General features: G+C 68.3%; 23 protein-coding genes. 6 read left to right on the top strand and 17 right to left on the bottom strand.

What is annotated here, in order from left to right; genetic code table 11:
• Positions 1 to 21: 21 nt before the first annotated feature.
• The 3 genes from HHX40_RS04400 to HHX40_RS04390 all read right to left on the bottom strand — a co-directional run bounded on the left by HHX40_RS04400 (position 22) and on the right by HHX40_RS04390 (position 1493).
• Positions 22 to 570: an SMI1/KNR4 family protein gene (locus tag HHX40_RS04400; protein ID WP_182879544.1), complete on the bottom strand. Its 549-nt coding sequence runs from the start codon at positions 568 to 570 to the stop codon at positions 22 to 24.
• Positions 571 to 953: 383 nt separating this feature from the next.
• Entirely contained in the window at positions 954 to 1265 is a 312-nt protein-coding gene (locus HHX40_RS04395) for an SCO4225 family membrane protein (protein WP_182879543.1), read from the bottom strand.
• A gap of 48 nt (positions 1266 to 1313) precedes the next feature.
• A complete protein-coding gene (locus HHX40_RS04390; RefSeq protein WP_182879542.1) occupies positions 1314 to 1493 on the bottom strand; it encodes a hypothetical protein in 180 nt (59 codons plus the stop codon).
• 1052 nt (positions 1494 to 2545) lie between these two features.
• Between HHX40_RS04390 and HHX40_RS04385 the strand changes: the two genes are divergently transcribed.
• Complete coding sequence (locus tag HHX40_RS04385) at positions 2546 to 3022, top strand: hypothetical protein (protein WP_182879541.1); 477 nt, start codon at positions 2546 to 2548, stop codon at positions 3020 to 3022.
• A gap of 60 nt (positions 3023 to 3082) precedes the next feature.
• On the opposite strand, the gene HHX40_RS36280 is transcribed toward HHX40_RS04385, so the two are convergent.
• Positions 3083 to 3238 (bottom strand): hypothetical protein, encoded by a 156-nt coding sequence (locus tag HHX40_RS36280; protein WP_259403291.1) that lies wholly within the window; start codon positions 3236 to 3238, stop codon positions 3083 to 3085.
• Positions 3239 to 3344: 106 nt separating this feature from the next.
• On the opposite strand from HHX40_RS36280, the gene HHX40_RS04375 reads away from it, so the two are divergent.
• The gene (locus HHX40_RS04375; RefSeq protein WP_182879540.1) at positions 3345 to 3968 is read left to right on the top strand and encodes a DUF6461 domain-containing protein; all 624 of its coding nucleotides are present in this window, start codon (positions 3345 to 3347) and stop codon (positions 3966 to 3968) included.
• A gap of 127 nt (positions 3969 to 4095) precedes the next feature.
• Here the strand turns inward: HHX40_RS04375 and HHX40_RS04370 are convergent, their stop codons facing one another.
• The 7 genes from HHX40_RS04370 to HHX40_RS36275 all read right to left on the bottom strand — a co-directional run bounded on the left by HHX40_RS04370 (position 4096) and on the right by HHX40_RS36275 (position 11573).
• Complete coding sequence (locus HHX40_RS04370) at positions 4096 to 4524, bottom strand: response regulator transcription factor (protein WP_182879539.1); 429 nt, start codon at positions 4522 to 4524, stop codon at positions 4096 to 4098.
• A gap of 70 nt (positions 4525 to 4594) precedes the next feature.
• Positions 4595 to 5926, bottom strand: coding sequence for an MFS transporter (locus HHX40_RS04365; protein ID WP_182879538.1), 1332 nt, complete (start codon positions 5924 to 5926; stop codon positions 4595 to 4597).
• A gap of 13 nt (positions 5927 to 5939) precedes the next feature.
• Positions 5940 to 6875: a DUF6895 family protein gene (locus HHX40_RS04360; RefSeq protein ID WP_182877812.1), complete on the bottom strand. Its 936-nt coding sequence runs from the start codon at positions 6873 to 6875 to the stop codon at positions 5940 to 5942.
• Positions 6872 to 8110, bottom strand: a complete 1239-nt coding sequence (locus tag HHX40_RS04355) for a glycosyltransferase (RefSeq protein ID WP_182879537.1) — start codon at positions 8108 to 8110, stop codon at positions 6872 to 6874. Before HHX40_RS04355 ends, HHX40_RS04360 begins: the two co-directional genes overlap by 4 nt.
• Positions 8107 to 10182, bottom strand: a complete 2076-nt coding sequence (locus HHX40_RS04350) for a prolyl oligopeptidase family serine peptidase (protein ID WP_182879536.1) — start codon at positions 10180 to 10182, stop codon at positions 8107 to 8109. Before HHX40_RS04350 ends, HHX40_RS04355 begins: the two co-directional genes overlap by 4 nt.
• Before the next feature lie 2 nt (positions 10183 to 10184).
• Positions 10185 to 11357, bottom strand: a complete 1173-nt coding sequence (locus HHX40_RS04345; RefSeq protein WP_182879535.1) for a radical SAM protein — start codon at positions 11355 to 11357, stop codon at positions 10185 to 10187.
• Between the two features lie 87 nt (positions 11358 to 11444).
• Positions 11445 to 11573 (bottom strand): hypothetical protein, encoded by a 129-nt coding sequence (locus HHX40_RS36275; protein WP_259403290.1) that lies wholly within the window; start codon positions 11571 to 11573, stop codon positions 11445 to 11447.
• A 453-nt stretch (positions 11574 to 12026) separates the two neighbouring features.
• Here HHX40_RS36275 and HHX40_RS04340 point away from each other — a divergent pair, with 453 nt between their 5' ends.
• Together HHX40_RS04340 and HHX40_RS04335 are read left to right on the top strand one after the other, a co-directional pair.
• Positions 12027 to 12293: a hypothetical protein gene (locus HHX40_RS04340; protein ID WP_133305873.1), complete on the top strand. Its 267-nt coding sequence runs from the start codon at positions 12027 to 12029 to the stop codon at positions 12291 to 12293.
• Positions 12294 to 12465: 172 nt separating this feature from the next.
• Positions 12466 to 13401 carry an aminoglycoside phosphotransferase family protein gene (locus HHX40_RS04335; RefSeq protein WP_182879935.1) on the top strand — a complete coding sequence of 312 codons (936 nt, stop codon included), beginning with the start codon at positions 12466 to 12468 and terminating at the stop codon, positions 13399 to 13401.
• A gap of 34 nt (positions 13402 to 13435) precedes the next feature.
• On the opposite strand, the gene HHX40_RS04330 is transcribed toward HHX40_RS04335, so the two are convergent.
• From HHX40_RS04330 to HHX40_RS04315, 4 genes are all read right to left on the bottom strand, one after another.
• Complete coding sequence (locus HHX40_RS04330; protein WP_182879534.1) at positions 13436 to 13861, bottom strand: hypothetical protein; 426 nt, start codon at positions 13859 to 13861, stop codon at positions 13436 to 13438.
• A gap of 131 nt (positions 13862 to 13992) precedes the next feature.
• Positions 13993 to 16173, bottom strand: coding sequence for an ATP-binding SpoIIE family protein phosphatase (locus HHX40_RS04325; protein WP_220498716.1), 2181 nt, complete (start codon positions 16171 to 16173; stop codon positions 13993 to 13995).
• 176 nt (positions 16174 to 16349) lie between these two features.
• Positions 16350 to 16760: an STAS domain-containing protein gene (locus HHX40_RS04320; protein WP_182879532.1), complete on the bottom strand. Its 411-nt coding sequence runs from the start codon at positions 16758 to 16760 to the stop codon at positions 16350 to 16352.
• Positions 16761 to 17096: 336 nt separating this feature from the next.
• Positions 17097 to 17984 carry an NAD(P)H-binding protein gene (locus tag HHX40_RS04315; protein WP_220498715.1) on the bottom strand — a complete coding sequence of 296 codons (888 nt, stop codon included), beginning with the start codon at positions 17982 to 17984 and terminating at the stop codon, positions 17097 to 17099.
• Positions 17985 to 18097: 113 nt separating this feature from the next.
• Here HHX40_RS04315 and HHX40_RS04310 point away from each other — a divergent pair, with 113 nt between their 5' ends.
• Positions 18098 to 18784 carry a TetR/AcrR family transcriptional regulator gene (locus HHX40_RS04310; RefSeq protein ID WP_182879531.1) on the top strand — a complete coding sequence of 229 codons (687 nt, stop codon included), beginning with the start codon at positions 18098 to 18100 and terminating at the stop codon, positions 18782 to 18784.
• Positions 18781 to 19746, top strand: coding sequence for an aminoglycoside phosphotransferase family protein (locus tag HHX40_RS04305; protein WP_182879530.1), 966 nt, complete (start codon positions 18781 to 18783; stop codon positions 19744 to 19746). Before HHX40_RS04310 ends, HHX40_RS04305 begins: the two co-directional genes overlap by 4 nt.
• Before the next feature lie 11 nt (positions 19747 to 19757).
• Here the strand turns inward: HHX40_RS04305 and HHX40_RS04300 are convergent, their stop codons facing one another.
• A complete protein-coding gene (locus HHX40_RS04300; protein WP_111697769.1) occupies positions 19758 to 20633 on the bottom strand; it encodes a carbohydrate ABC transporter permease in 876 nt (291 codons plus the stop codon).
• A complete protein-coding gene (locus HHX40_RS04295; protein WP_182879529.1) occupies positions 20633 to 21574 on the bottom strand; it encodes a carbohydrate ABC transporter permease in 942 nt (313 codons plus the stop codon). The genes HHX40_RS04300 and HHX40_RS04295 overlap by 1 nt, the downstream gene beginning before the upstream one ends.
• Positions 21575 to 21641: the final 67 nt, after the last annotated feature.

Below are 21641 nucleotides of genomic sequence, written 5' to 3'. Positions count from 1 at the left end.
CACCAAGCGCAGAGCGGTATCTTAGCCACCTTGCGACAAGCGAGCCCTAGCCAGCTCCCACGGCTGCATGTGATCGCCGCCGTCGGCGTCTTCCTCATACCAACCCCCGCCTGATAGCCAGGTTTCCAGCCAATCGATCAGGCACTCGGAGTCGACGAACCAGGCGAGGTGCCGATCGTCGCCGACGATCGCGTTCGGCTCGAAGAGCAACACGGCACCCTCGGAACTCTGGCAGTCCACGGCGGCGTACATGCCACAGCCCCAGTCGAGGATCGGCAGGACTCCCGCAGGCCAGGAGGCTGCATCACAGGAAAGCGACATCGAGCGTTCTTCAAGGTAGACACTCACCGCGGTACGCCCCGCTCCCACAAGCGGGAAGAACTGGTAATCGGGACCGAACCCGCCGTTGGCCACCTCGCAGTAAAGCCTGGCAAGCACCGGAGGCAGCGGGAAGCCCAGCTGCTTTTCCGCCTGAACCAGTTCCTCCGCCTCCACGGTAGGGGCCAACTGCCCTTCGACCCACAGAGCCTTCGCCGATACCCGCCGCATGAGATCGTCTACATCTGCCACAACGAGAATCCTGTCATTCGCCTACGACACTTCCCCCGACTCTTTCTAGGGAGTTCACTGGCTGAGGCAGCAGATCAGTCCATCCACAGGACATAGCCCTCGCCCTCCACCCATCCTCCAGAGACACCAGCCGCGCCGCGTGCCCGTTGCGTGCCCGTACGGTCGGTGATCAGCGGGAAGCAAGGGGAATTCATGGAGACTCGACCGCCGTAGGTCCAGGTCACCGTTTGCCCAGCTCAGATGGCGTGATCTTGAAAGGCTTCCCAAGCTGACAGCGCGGGTTCGATTCCCGTCACCCGCTCCACGAGCGAAGGCCCAGGTCAGGGAATAGATCCCCACCCGGGCCTTGATCATTTTTGCCACCTGTTCGATCTTCCGTGCAATTAGGAGGATCCGCTCCGGCCAGCCAGCCAGCGCAGGAAGCGCGAGGCCAGCCATGCCTGGAACCAGCCCGCGCCCATGAGGAGCAGGGTGAGCACGATCGGATTCGTCAGCTCGCCCGGCAGAAGGTCCCATGCCTGCCAGATCAACCAGCCGAGGGGGAACGTGAGGAACATGAGCGCTACCCCGGACAGCAGGATCGGATCCCGGACCGTCAGCAGGACCACGATCGAGTAGACGCCCAGGGCTAGCACAAGGCCGGAGTAGGCGAGAGCGAGGCACCCAACAGGACCGACCTTACGAGGCTTCGTCATGACGGCTCCGTGCTCTGATCTTGGCAAGAGCGCCGAGTGTACTCAGGGTCAACTTGTCCGATCCTCCCGATCACGTGATTGCTCACTGATATGCCGATCGATCGCGTGAGTGATCGTCTTGTCAGCGCCCCGTACGGCGTGCTGGTAGATCATCGCGGCCCGGACATTGTCGTGACCCATCCGGGCCGTGAGGTCCTTGAGCCCCGCGCCCGACTCGGCGGCGAGCATGTTGCCGGTGTAACGGGGATCATGGAAGTGAAGATCGGGAAGGCTTGACCACGTCCACCCAGCGCGTACGGGTGTTGAAGCCGCTCCGCCGCAACGGGCCACCCTTAGCGCCGGGGAAGAGGAGCGTGTCGGGATCGTCCTGGACGTAGCTTGTAAGCTGCTCACGCAGCGCGGAGATGATCGCTTGCGGAATGCCCACGCTCCGCCGTCCTGCCTTCAAGTCGGCGGCGCTGCGCGCCGCCTCGCGGCCTGTCGCTCGCTCGGCGGCCGGGCGTGCGGACTGGGGAACGATCCCGCCGCCGGCAGCTCGGGCCGCCCGCCATATTCCGCCTGCATATGCCAGCACCGCATCATCGCGACCGGTTCACCGTGTTCGAGTCAAAAGGTACGTTTGCCAGCGATCGTCGAGTTCGCCGATCTTCTTGCGTAGCACGCGCGCATCCCTCGTTGGGCAGACTTGGATGACGGCGTCCAAGAACTCGTAAAGCTCCAGAGGATCTGGACAGCAGAGCATCTCCCCGCACGACTGCGCTGGATCAAAGCGGTGATCCCAGGGGTCCTGTAAGAACAACAACCAGGCGCGCAATGCTTCTGCCGCGGCGCCTGGCCAGTAGCGCTTACGCTCCAGATGAGCGACTGCGAGATCACCCCGCCGGGACAAACCGGAGATGACCTCGGGCTAAGCGCCGGTTACCTGCTTGGGGCGCGGAGCACCGGCCCGAACCTGCGCCGGGCGTCTACGCGCCACGGTCCTTTCGCTTGATCGACATGGGCACCATCTTGTCACGCGCTGGACTCCGGACAAGACCTCGCCTCCGGCGGGGGCACTCCGGCTCCGGGTGATCTCCCAGGGCCTGCTCAGCCTGACTGACCATAAGTGGCTGAGGTAGGGGCCTGATCACGCCGCCCCCCATCGACCCGGGACAAGCCGAGCAGACCAAGGCCGCTTTCCCTTCGGGCGGGTCGACGGCACACGGGGTGATCAGGAGCGCGGACAGTACGCGCCGCGCATGTAGGGCCACGGGAGGGCTCCTCCTCGTACGCTGGCCTGCGTGGACCCCCGATCGGTGGACTGGGCTGCAATTCCCGGCCCGAAGTGGTACTCGCCCCAATGCGTGGCGGAGGCGTTCAGGGCCTTGATGCGGACGACATGGGCTGACCAGGATCCGGGCGCCGGTATTCGCTCAGCCGTCGGTAATGATCACGCGGGCACGCTCTACCCGGCTGCTGTCGTAGGCACAGATGTGTTGCTGCACATCATTTCCACCTGTCCGGGCGCACCGAGGAACGCCGCCCTGCACATCCTGTTGGATTGGTGGGGGTGCTTCCAGCCCGAACCGGGTTTCGAAGCGTACACAGATCAGGACGGACATCGAGTCGAAATCATCCCCACAATCATGCAGCGGTTAGAGCAAGCAGCCGACACCATGCGCGTCATCGCAGAGCACGACACGCAGGCGCGAGGGCTAGTCCGAGAACTGCTCCGCAGCCTCGACCGAGGATGGATTGTCGAGGAGCCCAGCCCGTAGGCAGTTCGCCGGGCCACCAGCGGGCCATTAAGGAGGGTAACGAGGGGCAACCACGGTCATCTATGACCAGCTCAATGCCCAGCTCAGTGGCTTGTCCCGCGCCTGCACGAAGTGGCCGTCGGCCGAGGCGTCGAAGTCCTTGACCGCCTCCACCTCGCTGACGAGGTAGCAGCCGTGCGGGAAGACCATGTCGAAGCTGACGGTGATCGGACCCAACCTGCCAGGCCAAGTGCCTGAGCAGAGTTACTTCGAGCGCACCAAAACGTCGGTGTCCCTTGTCAGGATGATCAGGACTTCCCCAGTGCGAGGAGACGCGAGCACCTTGAGCGCTGCCGGCAAAAGCAAGGCCACGACGGGCGAGTACGCGTGGTGGGGCCAGTCTCGCCGGCCGGAGTTCTGTTTCAGCTTCATAGCCGGGCTCACACCGGAAGACGTGCTACGTCGGCTGGGGTTGACGGAGGACCCCGATCAGGAAGGCTTCCCTACGGTCGAAGTGGGCCGCGCCGAAGGTGGATCGGTCATGGTGGAATGGGGTGGCTCTGCCGGAATCCTGCGGAACGTGGTGCGGGACCTGTCAGCTGGTACGTCGATGGCCAGTATCTCCCGCAACGTCAACCATCACTCCCACTTCGTCCATGCCATCGACGGCCGGACCGTCGCCTACCTCGATCCGATGTCCCCGCACTGGACCCTGAGCGCCGATCCTGGACGGCTACGCCAAGACCTCGAAGAGCTCGGCATGCTTCCAGAGTTCGACCCCGATGACGACGACTTCTTCCCTCAATACATCGAGGCCGCGCTGGCGCTCGCCGAACGATGCACCGGCGTACGTCTAGAACGCCGCCACCTTCAGCCCGGCGCCCTGCCCTACCGCGCATCGATCGCCCGCTACTACGAAGCACCCGAAGGCACGTTCCCGGAATTGGCCGGATACTCCGATCAGTAGCGAAAGCCGAGCCTCAGATGATCAGAGGCTCCGCTTCGTTGACGTCGGTCACCGGGTGAGGCGGCGCCTGCTCACCACCCTCGCCGGCGACGACCGCCTGGCGGTCCGAAGGCACGCCACGTGACCGTCACGCGCGCGTCTGGCGTGCCAGGTCCGTCTGGGTGGTCAGGCTCACGAGCATCGCGGTGAGTCCTGCCTGGAGCCGCGACTCCAACCGCAGCTTGGCGAGAATCGCGGTGATGTGCCGTTTGGCCGTACGTTCGCTGATCGACAGCATTCTGGCGATGGACCGGTTGTCGTAGCCGAGGCCGAGCAGTTCGAAGACCGACGCCTCCCGGGCCGTCAACGACGGGGCGAGCGACAGCGCCGCGGCGATCGGCGAAGGAAGGGCGTCATTCCCGATGCTGACGCATCCCCGGACGTCCTGGGATCCGCACGTCGTGCAGCCGCTCAGCGCAGGACCCGCCGCCCGCCGCGGCCCGAGCCTGGCGTGCCGACGCCTGGCCGTCCCGCTGTCGATCGCGGACCCCGGACTCCGATCAGGAGGAGCGAACATGACGTAATGCTGTGGGATCGCAGTATCGATGCGGTTTGCTCCCGGTGTAGTTCCGGTAGTCCCGTCGTCATCATCCGTGTTCGGCAGCCGGGGCCGCCGACGTCGACCGTTCCGCGGCGGCCAGGGCGGCCCTCGCGTAGACACCGGCGATCAGGATGAGTAGGCCTGAGAAAGCGAGGATCGAGTCGATCGGCCCGAACCGCACCCCGGCCAGCGAGCCGTCGAGGTTGCGCAGGTCGGTGCTGGCCAGCCAACCGGCAGCCGACGCGGCCAGCATCGAGGCGAGTTGCGTGACCGGATAGAACACGGCCATGACCCGGCCCAGATACTCCTTCGGCGCGGCGGCGAGCAGCAGTGGCGTCATCGCCGTGTTGAGCATGGTGATGGGAACCACGAACAGGGAGAGCACGATGAGACCGCCGAGGAACTCGGTCTGCCGTGTATAGGTGAGCAGCAACGCGCCGCTCACGATCAGGCCGATCCACGCGGTCCTCCGGGCGCCGATCCACTGCACGACCCTCCCGGCGCACAGCGCGCCGATGATCCCGCCGACGCCCTCCGCCGTGCCGAGGTAGCCGAACAGATGAGATGGCGAGTGCAGGTTGTCGGTGAGGAAGAACACGTTCAACGTGTTCAGGGCGCCCAGGCCACACTGACCGATCACCGCGAGGGTCAGCAGGGCGACCAGAAACCTGCTGCCCGCGAAGAAGCGCAGGCCGACGACGAACTCCTTGCGCAGCCCCGGCTGCGAGCCCTCCGATCTGCCCGGGTCGGGGGCGGAGTCGCGGCGGACCGAGCGGATGACGGCGTAGGACACGGCATAGGACGCCGCGTTGAGGAGCAGCGCCCATTGCAGCCCGACGCTGAACATCAGCGGCGCGGCGAGCGGCGGGCCGACGATGGCGATGGCTCCGGCCGTGCCCTGGGCGATGCCCGCCGCCCGGGCCCGGTCGGCCTCGCCTGTCACGATGTCCCTGATGATGGACAGGCGCGCGGGCCCGAAGAACTGACCCGTGGCGTTCAGCACGAGGACGGACGTGTAGATCAGTGCGAGCCAGGCCCAGACCGGGATCGCATCGGCGGGCAGGAGCGCCACCACCGTCAGGAACGCCACCAGAACGCCGCGGATCACCTCGGTGCCGAGCATGGTGCGCATCTTGTCCCACCGGTCGACGAACACCCCGGCGATCGGACCCACGAACAGCACCGCGCCGCCCACCGCCAGCAGGATGCCGCTCACCGCCGCGGGCGCCCACGACTGGTCCTTGGCCAGGACATCGGCCACCCACAGGACGAGGGTGGTGCTGAAGACGACGTCTCCCGTGGACGAGACGGCCTGCCCGTACCACAGGCGGGCATAGTCGCGATTGATCAGGAACCGGTGCTTGACAGTGGCCGGCACGAGAGGACCAGGGCTACCGGCGGCGCGACGCGGACAAGGTGATCATCGTAGCCATGGCGGTCACGAGAGTCGTGTGATAGGCCTTCCGGAAGACCTCGACCGCCGACGCCGACTCCGGTGGCCGCTGGGCGGCGTACCGTCCGGGAATGGCCCCGCTGGGCAGCTGGGCCTCCAGGAGGTTCCGTATCGCGGCCAGACCGGACCGGGTGCGGGTCGGATCCTCGCCGACGAGGGACTGCGAGAGCAGGAACTCCCCGACGAGATCCCAGTAGTCGATCTCCACGAAGTGGGTCGTCAGTTCGTCGAGGACCTGGAAGATCCGCCGCCGCTCGTCGTCGGTGAAGCCGGGGTCCCGGGCGCCGAAGTCGCTCAGGTGGAACAGGATGTGCGTGATGACGTAGGCGTCCTCAATGTCGACCGGATACGTCGTGGTCCAGTCGGCGAGGAGGGTGCTCTCGTACAGCTCCCGGTACGAAGGGAAGTCGTGGCGGAGGCCGGCGCGTTCCGCGTAGTAACGGGTTTCGAGGCGCACGTGCGGCGACCTGCCGTAGAGCGGGAAAAAGCCGCCGGGAGCCAGCTCCTCGAGGACGGCCCAGTGGCGCCCGTCGGTGAGCCCGGGGGGTGCCAGCGCGCCGAAGGCCAGGCCGTACGCCCGGTAATACCTGGGCATGGCCGTCAGCTGCCGTGGGAAGTCCGGGTCATGCCAGATCTTCCGGACGGTCGCGGCAACCTTCGCCAGATCCTCGTCGTCGGGCCGCAACCTCGTCCAGATCGCACAGAGCTGCGCCAGTTCCAGGCACGCCTTCACCTTGGGTGTGACGGGCAGCCCCGAATACGACGGATCGAGGTACTCCAGGTTGTCGCTGATCCAGCGCCTGGCCCCGGCCGACAGCCGCTCCAGGTCGCCGGTCGCCCTCTCGTCCGCGTAGGTCGTCGCAGGTTCGGTCATCCATCTGCCCCTTTCGAGAGCCATCGTGTATCGAGAGGCATCGTGTCCACGGCCCGGTCCGCGGGTCGGTGCGGCTTTCGGGCCACCCGGGCGCAGGAGAGTTCGACGACGTCGGCCGCGCGTGAGGCGCTGTCGGCCGAGGCCAGCCTGCGGCCGAGATCCGCCGCGCGTTTCCGCAGCCCCGGGTCCTCCCAGGCCAGGTGGAGCATCTTCCACGGATCGGAGTCCATGTCCTCCAGTGCGTACACCGCGACCCCGGCCCGGACGCACGCCGCGGCCAGCAGCGGCTGCTCGGACCCGTTGGGCGTCACTCCGAGCGGCCGTTCCTGCAGTAGCGCGGCCAGCACCGGCGCCGACGTGCCGCTGGTCAGCACCAGTCCGGCCCGTTCGACGAACGGCCCCATGTACGGCCTGCGCACGAGCAGCATGTCCGCGCCGGGGTCAGGTCGCGGATCCAGCGTCCGGCCCTGCTCGACCAGGGCCTGGAACGGGCCGCCGGTGAAGGCCGAGTTGAGCCGCGGCCACTGGACCTTCCCTCCGAAGAAGCGACCGAGATGCACGTAGACAACGGGCTTGCCCACCCGGTCGAGATGGTCCATCACGGTGTCGACGTCGGCCCCGTCCGCCGTCGGCTCCCACGCCAGCGGTCCGACGTGGTGCACGCGCTCGGGCAGCACCGCGCCCGGGTACTCGAAGACGGGATCACCCCGCAGCAGCAACGCCGCGCCGAACAGCGGGCTCTCCGGCCACGGGTCGCTCCGTGCGGCCAGGCCGACCTCCGCGCGCAGCTCGCGGTAGTACTGAAGGATCTCGCGTGACCGCGCTTGCCTGCTCATGCCGGGCTGCGGCTCGTCGTGGCCTCCGGCCGCGTAGTTCAACAGGTGGGCCGACAGCCCCAGCACCACCGCCGGGATGTCCAGCGCCTCGGCGGCGAGCAGTGCTCCGTGGCACAGGACCGAGGTGACGAGCACGTCGGCCCGGACCTGCCGGGCGGCTCGGAGGGCGGCCCGGAACTGCGCCGGCCCCCCGTCGCGCCACCTGGCGACCGAGAACCCCCGCTGCCCGCCGTACCGCTCCGCCGTCAGGTACGGCAGGCCGGATTCGGCCACGATCTGCCCGGCCGAGGTCCTGCCCAGCACGCAGACGGTGTTCCCCCGCCGTTCGAGCTCGCGTCCGGCCGCGATCGCCGGATACAGATACCCCCCGTCGCTCAGCGGGCAGAGCAGGACGTTCATGCCGGACTCACCCCGAGGTGGGCGGCGAGGAAGGCCAGGCAGTCGGCGAACAGCGCCACCCCGCTGGACGCGGCGCGAACCCCGTGGCCCACCCCCCGCTCGAACCGGAACAGCGCCGGGCCCTTCCCCGACGTGGCGTGCTGGAGCGCGGCGCACATCTTCCGCGCGTGCAGCGGATCCACCCTGGTGTCACCGTCGGACGCGGTGAACAGGACCGGGGGGTACGCGACGTCCGGGACGACGTGATGGTAGGGGGAGTACGACAGCAGCGTCCGCGACTGGCCGGGGTCGGCGGCGCTGCCGTACTCCGGGACCCAGCTCGGCCCGAGCCCGTGGAGCTCGTAACGGGCCATGTCCAGGAGCGGAGACATGCACACGGCGGCCGAGTACTTTTCGGGGTGCTGCGTGAGCGCCACGCCCACGAGGAGGCCGCCGTTGGAGCCGCCTATGATCGCGAGCTGGCCGGGCCTGGTCCAGCCCGCCTCGACCAGATGGTCGGCAGCGGCGTCGAAGTCGTCGAAGGTGTTCTGCTTCCTCGGCCCGCGGCCGGCACGGTGCCACTCCTCGCCCTCCTCGCCGCCCCCGCGCAGGCACGCGGTGGCGAAGATCCCGCCCGCCTCGACCCAGGCGACGATCAGAGGCGAGTAGCGCGGCGACATCGACACGCCGAAGCCGCCGTATCCCATGAGGATGGCGGGGCGCGGACGATCGGGGGCACCCGACGGGGACGCCACGAACATCCGTACCGTCGTGCCGTCCGCGGACCGGCAGGTCTCCAGGCCGGCCTTCACGCGAGGGGCGCCGATCCCCGGCACCGGCGACCACGGCCCGACCTGGCCCGTTCGCGCGTCGTAGTGGAGCACCAAGGGAGGCGTGGCGTAGTCGGTGTAGGGGAACCAGGCTTCGTGTCCCGCTTCCGGCCGTACCGAGATCCGCCCGATGGAACCGACGCCGGGCAGCGGGACGGTCCCCAGCTCACGGCCGTCGGTCAGGTCGTGGACGGTGATCTCCGCGGCCGCGTGGCGGATCCAGGAGACCAGCCCGATCGGCCGCGCGAGCTCCGGGCCGCTGAGGACGGTGAGGTCGTCCAGCACCGCGTCGGGGCGTTCGGCGATCAGCTCACGCCAGGCGCCGGGAGCCGGGTCCGCCGGGGTGCACACGACGACGCGTCCGCGAGCGGCGTCCCTGTCGGTGCGCAGCCACATGGGGTCGTGCGGACCGGTGCCCGGGGCGATGCGTACCCGGGTGCGGCCCTGTCCGGCTTCCTGGACCGGCCGCAGGTCCGGGCATCCGGGCGGGCTCGTGGACAGGTCGGCCAGGTAGACCGCCGCACCGCGGTCGGTGCCGGTCGCGGCGGTGACGGTGAGCCATCGGCCGTCCGGTGTGACGGCCACGGTGTAGAACTGGGTTCTCTCCCGGCCCTCGCCGAACACGAGGACGTCGGTATCCGGCTCGGAGCCGACCTTGTGCAGGTAGATTCGGCGCTGGTAGAGCGCCTCCGATGCCAGGCGGCCCACGTAGTAGAAGGCCTCGCCACCCGGTAGCCATCCGATCGACGTCCGGCGCACCCGGTCGATGGGCCCGTCGGCGACCGCCCCGGTGGCGACGTCGAGCACCCACAGCGTCGCGTCCTCGGTGCCGTCGCGGGAGATCAGACAGGCGAGCCGGTCGCCCTCCACGGACGGCTCCCAGGACTCGAGCACGGTACGGCCGGCCGGATCCAGCCCACGCACATCCAGCAGGGGCCGCTCGGCCTCCCCCTCGCGGACGTAGAGCACCGGGTGGTCCTGTCCCGCGTCCCGCCGCTCCACGAAGATCCGGGAACCGCGCGCCTTCGGGGTGATGACGAGGTCGGTGGCGTTGAGCGCCGCCAGCTCCGCCCGCCACCGGTCCGCGTCCGGCCACGTCGCCCGTTCCGCTTGGTAGAGAACCTCCTGCTCCGCGGTCCACCGCAGTGTCCTGGGGTCCTCGGAGTCCTCGAGCCAGCGGTAGGGATCAGGCACGCGCCGCCCGTGCAGCTCTTGGACGACGTCGTCGCGGGGCGCGTCCGGGTACCGGCGGGACGATGGCATCGCTAGAGGCGTCCCGTCTCGTCGAGGTGGTCGAGCAGGGCGGCGTCGACGGCGTCGCGGAAGGCCGCGAGCGCACGCTCGTCCTGCTGGTTGCGGTACAGGTCCGCGCAGGAGATCCAGCGTCCGCGGGTCTGCGCGCCGGGAAGGTAACCCTCGGCGACCGAGCCGACCTCCCAGCCGGGTTTCCCCGCGGTCTCCCAGCAGCTGGACAGGGTGCCGTCCGCGTTCGCCACCGCGCCGTAGCGGCCGTCGCCGTACCCGCAGGTGGCGCATGGCAGGTGAGCACGCGGCCTGCTCACGGAGAAGCCGCGATCGAGCGCCGAGCGCTGCCATCGGGCGAATCCGGCCGCCAGCTCGCCGGTCGGCGTCAGGTCGTTCGCGTACCCGATGCCCACGTCCCCCACCTGGGCGAAGTAGATGCCGCATCGCGAGGGATCTAGGGCGGCGGCGAGCCGGTCGACGAGGGCGTCGACCCCCCGGAACGTGTGGTGGGAGACGTTCACCCTCAGCGTCCACCGGATCGAGGTGACCTCCGAAGCCCTGGCGATGTTGCGGACGATGGTGTCGAAGGTCCCGCCGTGCGACCGGCGGACCCGGATCCGGTCGTGGTCCTCCCGATCACCGTCGAAGGTCACCTGGACGGACTTGAGCCGGAGCTCTTCGAGTCGTCTGGCCAGCGACGGTGTGAGCAGCGTGAGGTTGGAGATCATCGACGCGGAGGTCAGCCCATGACCGACCGCCCGCGACAGCAGTTCCACGCAGCCTCTGGGGTTGAGCAGGGGCTCTCCGCCGAACAGCAGGATCTTGAGCTGGTCCAGCCCGGCCGCGGCCATCTGCCGGTCGGTGAAGCGGAGAATGGACGTGACGGTCTCCGGCGTCAGCCGGGCATGGGCGATCCGCGGCGGGCGGCTGCCACCGGCGGTGTCCTGGCTGGTGTTCTGGAAGCAGTACCCGCATCCCAGGTTGCAGTCGGTGCTGGTCAGAACGGTGAGCGAATAGGCGGTCACCGGGGCGGTGGTGAGCAGCCCGCTCTCGCGCAGTCGGCGCTCTGTGCCCGGCTGGAGCGCACCCCCGGGGGTCAGGTGCCGGGCGCGTAGCCGAGCCACGCCGCCGGGACCGACGAACCACCAGTTCTTCGCCCCTTTGAGGATCCGCTCCCCGCTGCTCACGTTCACTGTGGCCTCCGTGACGTCATGGTGGCGAGATCGGGAAGGCTTCCGGCCCCGTTGCGAAGCCGGAAGCCTTCACCCAGCCGGCAAAGCTCACAGCGCGTTGCTGTTGTTGGTGAGGCAGGTGCCCGGCTCCTCTTCCTCTTCGGTGCTGTGCGCCACGACCTCGACGTCGTCCGTCTCGGTGGCGTCGATGGCCTCGGGGGCCTTGTCCTCGGACATAGCGCCTCTCCTTGACTCAAGGTTTGACTGACGGAAATTCCTGACACGCACAGTGTCACCGCGCCACCCCAGCGCAGGAATTGCACTTTTGGGCCATCGCGCTCAGCGCGGCGGCTCGTCGGCCGTCGATCCGGAGATGCCCGTCGTCGCGTCCGAGAACGGCTGCGCGTCATGGAGAGGTACGGCGGCCCTCCGGATCGGACACCGGGTGCCGCCTGACCTGACTGGAAGACAACGATCGCCACATAGTGGCTCGACGCGCCCTGACAATCCGCCGACCCGAGCTGCTTGACTAGTAGCGCGCAACTGTCAGCAGATTACACGATCCATGTCAGTATTCAGCCTGCTATCCGGGAAGCGACAACCATATGGCTTGCCGCCGCAATAAACGTTTTTATGTTTTACAGTGCAGACATGTTCAACCGAACATAGCGGTCGCGAAAGAGGGGCGATATGGGAAAGAAGAAGAAGACCCCCTTGGCTCACGACATCATCGACGCTGTAGCCACGGTTGCCGGGTCAGCGGTCACGGTGAAGGTCACCGCTCTCGGCGTTGTCACCGGGCAACCAGTGGCCGGAGCGCTCGGGGGCGCCTACGCGGGCAAGAAGGTCCGGGATGAGATCAACAGCCTGAAGACCTCCGAAGGCCGCGAGAAGTGGGGCGAACGCCTGGACAATCTCGGCGAGAACACGAAAAACAACCCATGCCCTGGATATTGACGGTCAGCACTTACGCGGTCTCGATACTGGTGCGCACAGGATTCATCCCTGCTGCCGGGTAGCGCGAGACAAACACCGGGCACGCCGCGGGCATGGCCCGACGCCGCCACCCTGCGGAGCCGAAAACACGTTGCAGAAGACGACCGGGGCGAGGAAGGCTGCCGGCGTGAAGATGCACGCCAACCAGCTGACGGTGACCCTGGAGACGGTGCGCATATTGGTCGATGAGCAGTTCCCCGAGTGGCAGAGCCTGCCCATCACCCGCATCGCCGCCCATGGGACGGTCAACGCCGTCTTTCGCGTCGGCGACCGCTTCACAGCTCGGTTCCCCCTGTTACCCGGAGACATCGACCCGACGCGGCGCCGACTGGAGTCCGAAGCGGAAGCAGCGCGCGAGCTGGCAGGTCGAACGCGGTTTCCCACGCCCGAGCCGGTCGCGCTCGGTGAACCCGGCGCGGGATACCCGCTTCCGTGGTCGGTGCAGACGTGGCTCCCCGGCGTCGTGGCCACCGACGAGGACCCGGCCGAATCGGTCGCGTTCGCCCACGACCTGGCCGATCTCATCAATGACCTGCGCGCGATCGACACACGTGGCCGCACGTTCGCCGGCAGAGGCCGGGGAGGCGACCTTCAAGCCCACGACGCGTGGATGGAGACCTGTTTCAGGCACAGCGAACAACTCCTGGACGTTCGCCGACTTCGCCGGATATGGGAAGACCTTCGAAGTCTCCCTCGCGAAGCAGCCGACGTGATGACCCACAGTGATCTCATTCCCGGCAACGTCCTCGTGTCCGCTGGTCGGCTGGCCGGGATTCTCGACGTCGGCGGCTTCGGACCGGCCGACCCTGCTTTAGATCTCGTGAGTGCCTGGCACCTGCTTGAGGCCGGGCCGCGGCAGGTGCTCCGCCGCGACCTCGAGTGCGAAGACCTTGAATGGGAACGAGGCAAAGCGTGGGCCTTCGAACAGGCGATGGGGCTCGTCTGGTACTACCTGGAAACCAACCCGGCCATGAGCCTGATGGGCCAACGCACCCTGGAACGCATCTCGGCAGACACCCCCTCTGCCAGGAGAGGCGAGGAGGCCGCAGGCTTGCTCGGTTCTCCCTGACTTGGCCAGGTCGCGACATGCGCCAGACGATCGATCACTGTGTTTCCCCGTTCGCGCCCGAAAGGTCCGGCCGGACATTCCGTCCTCCGAAGAGGATGACGTCATCCAGGCCATCCTGCGCGCGGGCGTCTACATCAGCGGGGTCGGCCTTCGAGCGGTGCGCGAGGTCAACGACAAGAGAGGCGGCTTCATCGCTCACGTAACCGAAACGTCGAGCCAGGTGGCCGACGCAGAGTCCCACGAGACCGAGTAGAGGACTTCCAGGGGCAAGCTGTCGGCCGAGCTTGATGCACCAGCCTTCCACGAACGCCTGATTCTCATCCTGAAGTGCCAGGCCTACCAGCACGTCAGCAGCCTCGGCCTGCAATGCCGCGTTGTGCAGCACCCCTTCCAACACCGTGGAGGCAGGGTCGTGCTCCTCTACAGGAGGGTTGTCAAACAAACGGTGCCCGTGAGTCACAGCCGCACGCTATCGCCGCATACGCAAGCGAGGATGCCCATTCCGTCAGCGATCAGCTTGTCTTCAGGGCGCCGGAGGCGTGGGAATCTTCTATGTTCGGCCTCGACCACCAGCCACCAGGAGAGTCCATCTCACCCGAAGGGCTGTTTCGCGTGGTCGTCAGTAGGGAGGGATTGCTCGGTCCAGATGCATTTGCCGTCATAGAGGTAGCGGGCGCCCCAGCGCCGGGAGAGGGCGGCCACCAACTGCAGGCCCCGGCCGCCTTCGTCGGTGTAGGAGGAGTGGCGGATGCGCGGGGTACTGAGGCTGCCGTCGTAGACCTCGCAGATCAGAGAGCGGCTGCGCAGCAGGCGCAGGCATACGGGGCCCTTCGCGTGCCGGATCACGTTGCCGACGAGCTCGCTGACCAGAAGTTCGGTGGTGACCGTCAGTTCGTCCAGTCCCCAGGTGGCCAATTGTTTGCGGACATATCTGCGGGCCTGTCCGGCTGCCCTGGGATCGTCGGGGAGGCTGCAGGTGGCGACATCGTCGGCGGCGGTACCACGGGTGTGAGCGATGAACAGGGCGGCGTCGTCGTCGGTCTCTTCACGGGCGGGCAGCAGCGCCGAAACGACCGTGTCGCAGAGATTTTCCAGGCAACCGACGTCGTCGCACTGGTCTCCTGACCAGAGGTGAGGAATGCGGGGCACGGCCTGGGCCAGGATCCGGCAGAGCTGAGCCAGTCCCTGGTCGACGTCGCGGGTGGCGGATTCGACCAGGCCGTCGGTGCAGAGCACCAGCAGGCTCTCCTCGGCCAGATGCAATTCGTGGACCTCGAAGGGCGGTTCCGCGGCGCCCAGCGGCGGATCGGCGGCCAGGTAGGGGCACACCACGGTGCCGTCGGGGTAGACGATGACCGGTGGGGGATGGCCGGCCAGGCAGAGCGTACAGGTCCGGGTGGTGGGATCGAAGACGGCGTACAGGCAGGTGGCGTAGAAGTCGTCACCGAGGTCGCTGACCAGGTCGTTGAGGTGGCCGATCAGTTCGTCGGGCGGCAGGTCGAGGTCGGCGAGGGTGCTCACAGCGGTGCGCAGGCGACCCATGGTGACCGCTTCGGTGATGCCGTGTCCCATGACGTCGCCGATCACGATGGCGACCCGGCTGCCGGACAGCGGGATCAGGTCGTACCAGTCGCCGCCCACCTCCTCGCCCCGGCCCGCGGGCAGGTAGCGCGCAGCGGCGCAGGCCACGGGGAGACGGGGAAGCTCCCGGGGAAGCAGGCCGCGCTGCAGTTCCTGTGCGCGGGCGTGTTCCACGTCGTACAACCGGGCCCGTTCCAGCGCCTGGCCGACCAGACCGCTCAACGCCGTCAGCAGGGTGCGCTCCTCGTCGCTGAAGACACGCTCCCGGGCGAACGACACCACACATACGCCGATGGCCCGTCCGGAGGCGATCACGGGCAGGAGCGCCCAGGCGTTCTTCGGTGACGCCTCCGCCACGATCTTCATCGTCGGATAGCGCCGGCGATACTCCGCGCGCGATCCGATGAACCGGGGAGTACCGCTCGTCAGCACATCCATCACCGATGCGGTCTCGGTGAGCGGGACCCGGTCGAGAAGACTGAGGAATTCCGGTGGGTACCCGGCGGCGCCGACCACATCCACTCGGTCGCCTTCGATCAGCCAGACCACGAGCCCGTCGGCACAGAACGGAGGCAGGACATGGTCCGCGACGGCCTGCACGACGTCCCGGCTGGTGACGGCCTCGGCGAGCGCCGCGGTCAGCTCGCCCATCTGGACCGTCTTCTCGGACCCTGCCGCCGAAGTAAGGCCCGGCGCCGTGCCGGGCAAGCCTTCCAGGCGCGCAGCGGCCCATGCCGCTACCGCACCGAGAAAGGAACGCTGCTCGTCGTCCGGCTCGGCGGGCCCTGCCGTGAGCACGGACAACACCCCGACCGGCCCGTCGGCACCCGGGAGGGGCAGTGCCGCCGTGCCGGCTGCCCCGATCCCCAAGCTGTCCCCGCACACCCAGACGAAGCCACCACGCCCCAGGGCGCGTGTGGGCGCCACGTCCTGCGCGGTGCAAAGATCCGCCCACACCTCGGCGGTCTCCGGGAGAAGCCCGCTGGCCGCCGCCAGGTGCAGGCGACCGGTAGCGGAATCGCACCTGTGCACGAGGGCGCCCAGGCCGCCCAGGCTCGTCACCGCCTGCTGGAGAGCCAGCGTCAGCGTCTGCGCGCTCCAGTGCCCTTCGTCCGAGGCCCACACAACGCCGAGCTGCTCCGCCTGCGGCTGTTCAGCGTGGCTCTCGGACCTGACTTTCGCGGTCGCCACCTCACCTCCCGGCATAAGCGCGGCAATGGGGCAAGTCACCACTTATGTGCATCAACACTAGCTTTCAATGCCATACACGGCACTTTCGGGGTCCGCCACACTCCTCCGCTTCGTGTGCGCCCCTTGGCAAGCCGGAGTCAGCCGCCCGGCAGCGCCGGACGGCATCCGCTCGCAGCTCAGATCGACGAAGCGGGGGCCGCGTTCGCGTCCGGCCCCCAGCCGTCCAGACCGCTCAGAGCCTGCTCCAACGTCTCGTGCATCTCGAACAACTGGATCAGACCGGTCGTGTTGAGCATGCGCCGGAAAAAGGCCGGTGGAGCAGCCAAAGCCATCCGGATGCCGTGCTCCTGGCAGCCCCGGAACACCCTGATCAACTGGGAGATGCCGGAGGAGTCGCAGAAGCGCATCGGGCCGAGGTCCAGAACCAGACAGCCGTCGCGGAGGTGATCCCACAGGCGCTCAACCGTGTCGAGCAAGCTGGCAGACCTCGTCCAATCGAGGTCCCCCGTGACGTGAACGACCGCCCACCTCCCGTAGGCACCATGATCCACGTCGAACACGATCCCCTTCGGAGGCACCGTGATCATCGCCTCCTACCCGCGAAGCGTCACCGCCGTACAACCCAGTCCCCGACCAAGGTACGGCAACATCGGCCACACGAGGCGCTCGTCACCGTGGTACGGAAGGGCCCACTACCCACCTCTCGCCCCATCATGCCTCCGGCGGGGCCCCTGCGATGTCCTCCGCTTCCGTCTGCGACCCGGTGACGTTACAGGCCGCACCGGCCCACGCGTCCCCGGTCGTACAGCAGGGCGGCGACGGCCAGCAGCAACAGCAGCAGGGGTGAGAACTGAGAGCGCCTGCCTCACAAGAAAGGACTTCTTGTGAGGCATTTCTTTCGCTGGCGAATCGGCGTGGAAGCCTCAATTCATCGGGGCGGGGTTCCCGGTGAACGACGTGGCGTGGTCGGTGACCCACTGGCGGAAGGTTCGCGCCGGCCTCCCGAGGAGGTCGGACACCGTCGAGGTGACGTATGCCGGGCGTCCCGTCGCGGCGTTCCACGCCGCCAGGAGCATGTCCGCGGCCGGGCGCGAGGCTTCTGGGGTCTCGTGCCGGAACTCGTCGGGTGGCATTTCCTCGAACGTCAGCGGGCGGCCCAGCGCGTCTCCGACGATGCGTATCTGTTCGGCCTGGGTGAGTGACTCGGGACCGGTCAGGACGTAGTCGCCGCCCGCGTGTCCGCCCCCGCGCAGGGTCAGCGCGACGACCGCGGCCACGTCTCGATCGTCGACCGGAGCCGTCTCGGCCGCACCGTACGGCCACCGGACCAGGCCGTCGCCACGGATCGCGGCGGACCACCAGAACAGGGCGTTCGACGCGAACATCCCCGGCCGGACGATCGTCGAGTCGAGTCCGGTGGCCGCGATGAGCCGCTCGATCTCGGCGTGCAGCGCCGCCATCGGGTTCGGTTGCCGGAAGAACGGGTGCGGGGTCCGGTGCGGTGCGGACAGGTAGACGACCCGCTGCGCGTGGGCGGCCAGCCGGTCGACGACGGCCGCCGCGGCCTGCGGCGGGGCGGTCCAGACCAGGAAGACCGTACTGACGGCGCGCAGCGCGGCGTCGAGCGATTCGGGCACCGTGAGATCGCCGTTGACGATCTCGACGTCGGGGGGCAGCGTCACCGCGGCCTCGGAGCGGCGCACGAGGGCACGGACCGGCACGCCCGCATCGGTCAGCTGGTCGACCACGGCACGGCCGATGCGTCCGGTCGCCCCGGTGACGAGCACCGGAGGCTCTCCTGCGGGTGTCATGGCAGCCTCGCCGTCGTCGACGAAGCGCGGCGGGTGTCCGTCTGTTCCATGGCCGCCATCTTTTCGTTACCCAGTTAAAAAAGCAACTCGGTTACAAATGTTAATCTGACACGGTGAGCGAGCCGGTCGGGCTGCGGGCCCGCAAGAAGGTACGGACCCGGGACGCGATCGCTGACGCGGCGATCTCGCTGTTCCTGGCGCGCGGGTTCGACCAGGTGTCGGTGTCCGACATCGCCGCGATGGCCGAGGTGTCGAAACCGACGCTGTTCCGCTACTTCGCCACCAAGGAAGACCTGATCCTGTACCGCTTCGCGGACCACAACGGTGAGGCCGCACGCGTGGTCCGTGACCGGCACCCGGATATCGCGCCGATCACGGCGCTGCACCGGCATTTCCGGGCCGGTCTCGATCGCTTCGAGCCGGTCACCGGCCTCAACGATCACCCCGAGGTGGTGGCGTTCCATCGGCTGGTGTTCACCACCCCGAGCCTGGCGGGACGGCTCCTGCAGTACATGCTCGACGATGAGGACGCGCTGGCCGCCGTCCTCGATCCGGGTGTCCGGGGCCGACTGCAAGCCGCCCAGGTGATCGCGGTCCAACGCGTACTGGCCCGGACCAACTGGCAGAAGATCGCCGACGGGCGGACCGCACACGACGTGCGACCCGAGGCGGTCGCCGACGCGGACCACGCCTTCGCCCGGCTGTGTCACGCGGCCGGCGACTCCTGGCCCGCCGCACCCGCACGCTCCGGGAAACTCGATTGCCCTGGGCGTACGGAGAGCCAGATCATGCCGGGATGAGTCAGGAGCAGCTTCCACCGCCGGCAGAGGGCGTACGGATCCCGTGGTCGGCGGTGCCCGAGGACCTGCGGCTCGCGGTGGAAGGTCGTCTCGGCGATCGGGTGGCCGAGGCGGTCACGCAGCCCGGGGGCTTCTCACCGGGTGTGGCCGCCCGGCTGCGGCTCGCGGGCGGCGGCAGGGCGTTCGTCAAGGCGGTCGGCCCACAGCCCAACCCGGACAGCCCCGCCTTCCACCGCGCCGAGGCCAGGGTGGCCGCCGCGCTGCCGGCCGGCGTGCCCGCGCCCCGGCTGCTCGCCTCCTTCGACCAGGACGGCTGGGTGGTGCTGCTGTTCGAGGACGTGGAGGGGCGCCTGCCCGCCCAGCCGTGGGCGCCGGACGAGCTGGCCCTCGTGCTCGACGCGGTGGCCCGCATGGCCGAGGCGCTCACCCCCGCCCCGATCGAGGTGCCGGCCGCCGCCGAGAAGCTCGACGACGAGTTCCGGGGCTGGCGGCGCCTGGCCGCGGACGGCGCGGACCTGGCCGCCGTCCTCGACCCCTGGGCCGTACGGCACCTGCCGCGGCTGGCGGACCTGGAGGAGCGATGGGGGCAGGCGGCCGAGGGCGACTGCCTCGCCCACGCCGACCTACGGGCGGACAACCTGCTGCTCACGGCCGACGGCCGGGTACTCGTGGTGGACTGGCCCCACGCGTGCCTGGCCGCGCCGTGGTTCGACCTGCTCGGGATGCTGCCCAGCGTGACCATGCAAGGGGGGCCGCCACCGGCCCAGATCTTCGACGGCCACCCGGCCGCGAGGAACGCCGATCCCGGAGCCGTCACCGCCGTTCTCGCCGCGATGACCGGATACTTCCTGCAGCGAGGGCTCCTGCCCCCGCCGCCCGGCCTCCCCACCCTGCGTGCCTTCCAGCTCGCGCAGGGCAGGGTGGCGCTGGCATGGCTGCGACAGCGGACCGGCTGGAAGTGACGTCGGCCGCGTCAGCGCAGGCCCCCGACGGACAGTCCGCCGCGCCAGTGCCGCTGGAGGGTGAAGAAGGCGACGATGAGCGGGATCACCGACACGAGCGCGCCCAGGATGATCAGGCTCCAGAGGGAGGTGCTGCCCGCGTTGTTCGCGGAGGCGATTCCCTGCCAGAGGCCGAGTCCGACGGTGACGGGGAAAAGGCGGTTGTCGGAGAGCATGGCGACGGGCAGGAAGTAGTTGTTCCAGGACGCCACCGCGGACAGGAGCAGCACCGTGACCACCGCGGGCCGCATCAGCGGGAGCGCGACCTGCAGGAACGTCCGCACTTCACCCGCGCCGTCGGCCCGCGCCGCGTCCAGGATCTCGTCGGGGACCGCGTCGCGCGCGTACACGTGCATCAGGTAGACGCCGAACGGGTTGAGCAGTGACGGAAGGATCACCGCCCATATCGTGTTCGTCAGGCCGAGCCCGGAGAACATCACGAAGGTGGGAATCACCAGGGCGGTCGCGGGCACCATCAACGCGCCCAGCAGGACGGAGAAGCCGAAGCGCCTGCCGGCGAACCGGTACTTGGCGAATCCGTAACCGGCCATGACGGCCAGGATCGTGGCGCCGATCCCGCCCGCGAACGCGTACAGCGTGGAGTTGAGGATCCACCTGCCGTAGATGCCGCCGTCGTAGGTGAACAGCTGCCTGAGGTTCTCGAAGTAGTCGATCCGGTCGGTGAACCACAGGGTGTTGCCGCCGCCGAAGAGGCCGGGGGCGTCCTTGGAACTGTTGACGATGACCCACCAGAACGGCACGAGGAAGTAGACGACCAGGAAGCCGAGGAGCACCTGCAGGGGCAGGTGGCGTTGTGGCGGGCGGCGTGCGCCGGAGCGGCCGGTCATCACAGAAAGCTCCTCCGCTTGCGGGTGAAGAACAGGAAGGCGTAGACGCCGGCGAACACGATCCCGCCGAGGGCGAAGGAGATCGCCGACCCGTAGTTGAAGTTCGCGAGTGCGAACGCCTGCTGGTAGGCGTACATGTTGGGGGTGAAGTCCGGCCCGATCGTGCCGGCCGCGAGGAACCGCAGGAACTGTGGTTCGTTGAAGAACTGCAGCGTGCCGATGAGCGCGAAGACCAGGATCAGGAGCAGCGCGGGGGCGATGAGCGGGATTTTGATCCGCAGCGCGATCTGCCACTTGCCGGCGCCGTCCATGCGGGCCGCCTCGTAGAGTGCCGGGTCGATGCCCTGCAGCGCCGCGTACAGGATGATCATGTAGTAACCGGCCCACTGCCAGGTGACGACGTTGACCAGGCCGTAGAAGACCAGGTTGCTGCTGAGGAAGTCGGGCGCGGTGGCGCCGAACAATCCGAAGATGTCGGAGAGCGGCCCGAAGCTCCTGCTGTACAGAAACCCCCACATCACCGCACCGATGACCGTGGGAATCGCGTACGGAAGGAAGATCATCAACCGCGAGAACCGGGCGAACGCGGAGGTGACGGCATCCAGGATGAGGGCCATCGCGAGCGCGATGACGATCTGCAGCGGGATGGCGACCAGGGAGAAGCGGACGACGAACCACGCCCCGGAGAGGAAACTCGGGTCGGTGAACGCCTTCACGTAGTTGTCGAACAGGACGAAGCTGGTGCCGCCGATCAGCTTCTTCCGGAAGAGGCTGAGGTACAGCGCGTACGCGAGCGGCGCGATGAGAAGTGCCAGGAAGACGAGCCCGAACGGCCCGACGAAGAGCCACCCCATCAGGTGCTCGCGGAGACGCACCGTGCCGCGGACCTTGTGCGCTTTCTCTTGAGTGCTCGACGCACTCTCCTCGATCAGGAGGGTCATCTTGGGCTCCGGGAGGTCGATGCTGGGGAGTGGCGGGTGGGCCGGCCGGTCGAGGACGGCGGGCCCA

It is taken from the genome of Microbispora sp. H10949, assembly GCF_014161435.1.
GTDB lineage: Bacteria > Actinomycetota > Actinomycetes > Streptosporangiales > Streptosporangiaceae > Microbispora > Microbispora triticiradicis.
Note: the sequence above shows the minus strand (reverse complement) of the source record. Positions and strands in the feature narration are given on the sequence as shown.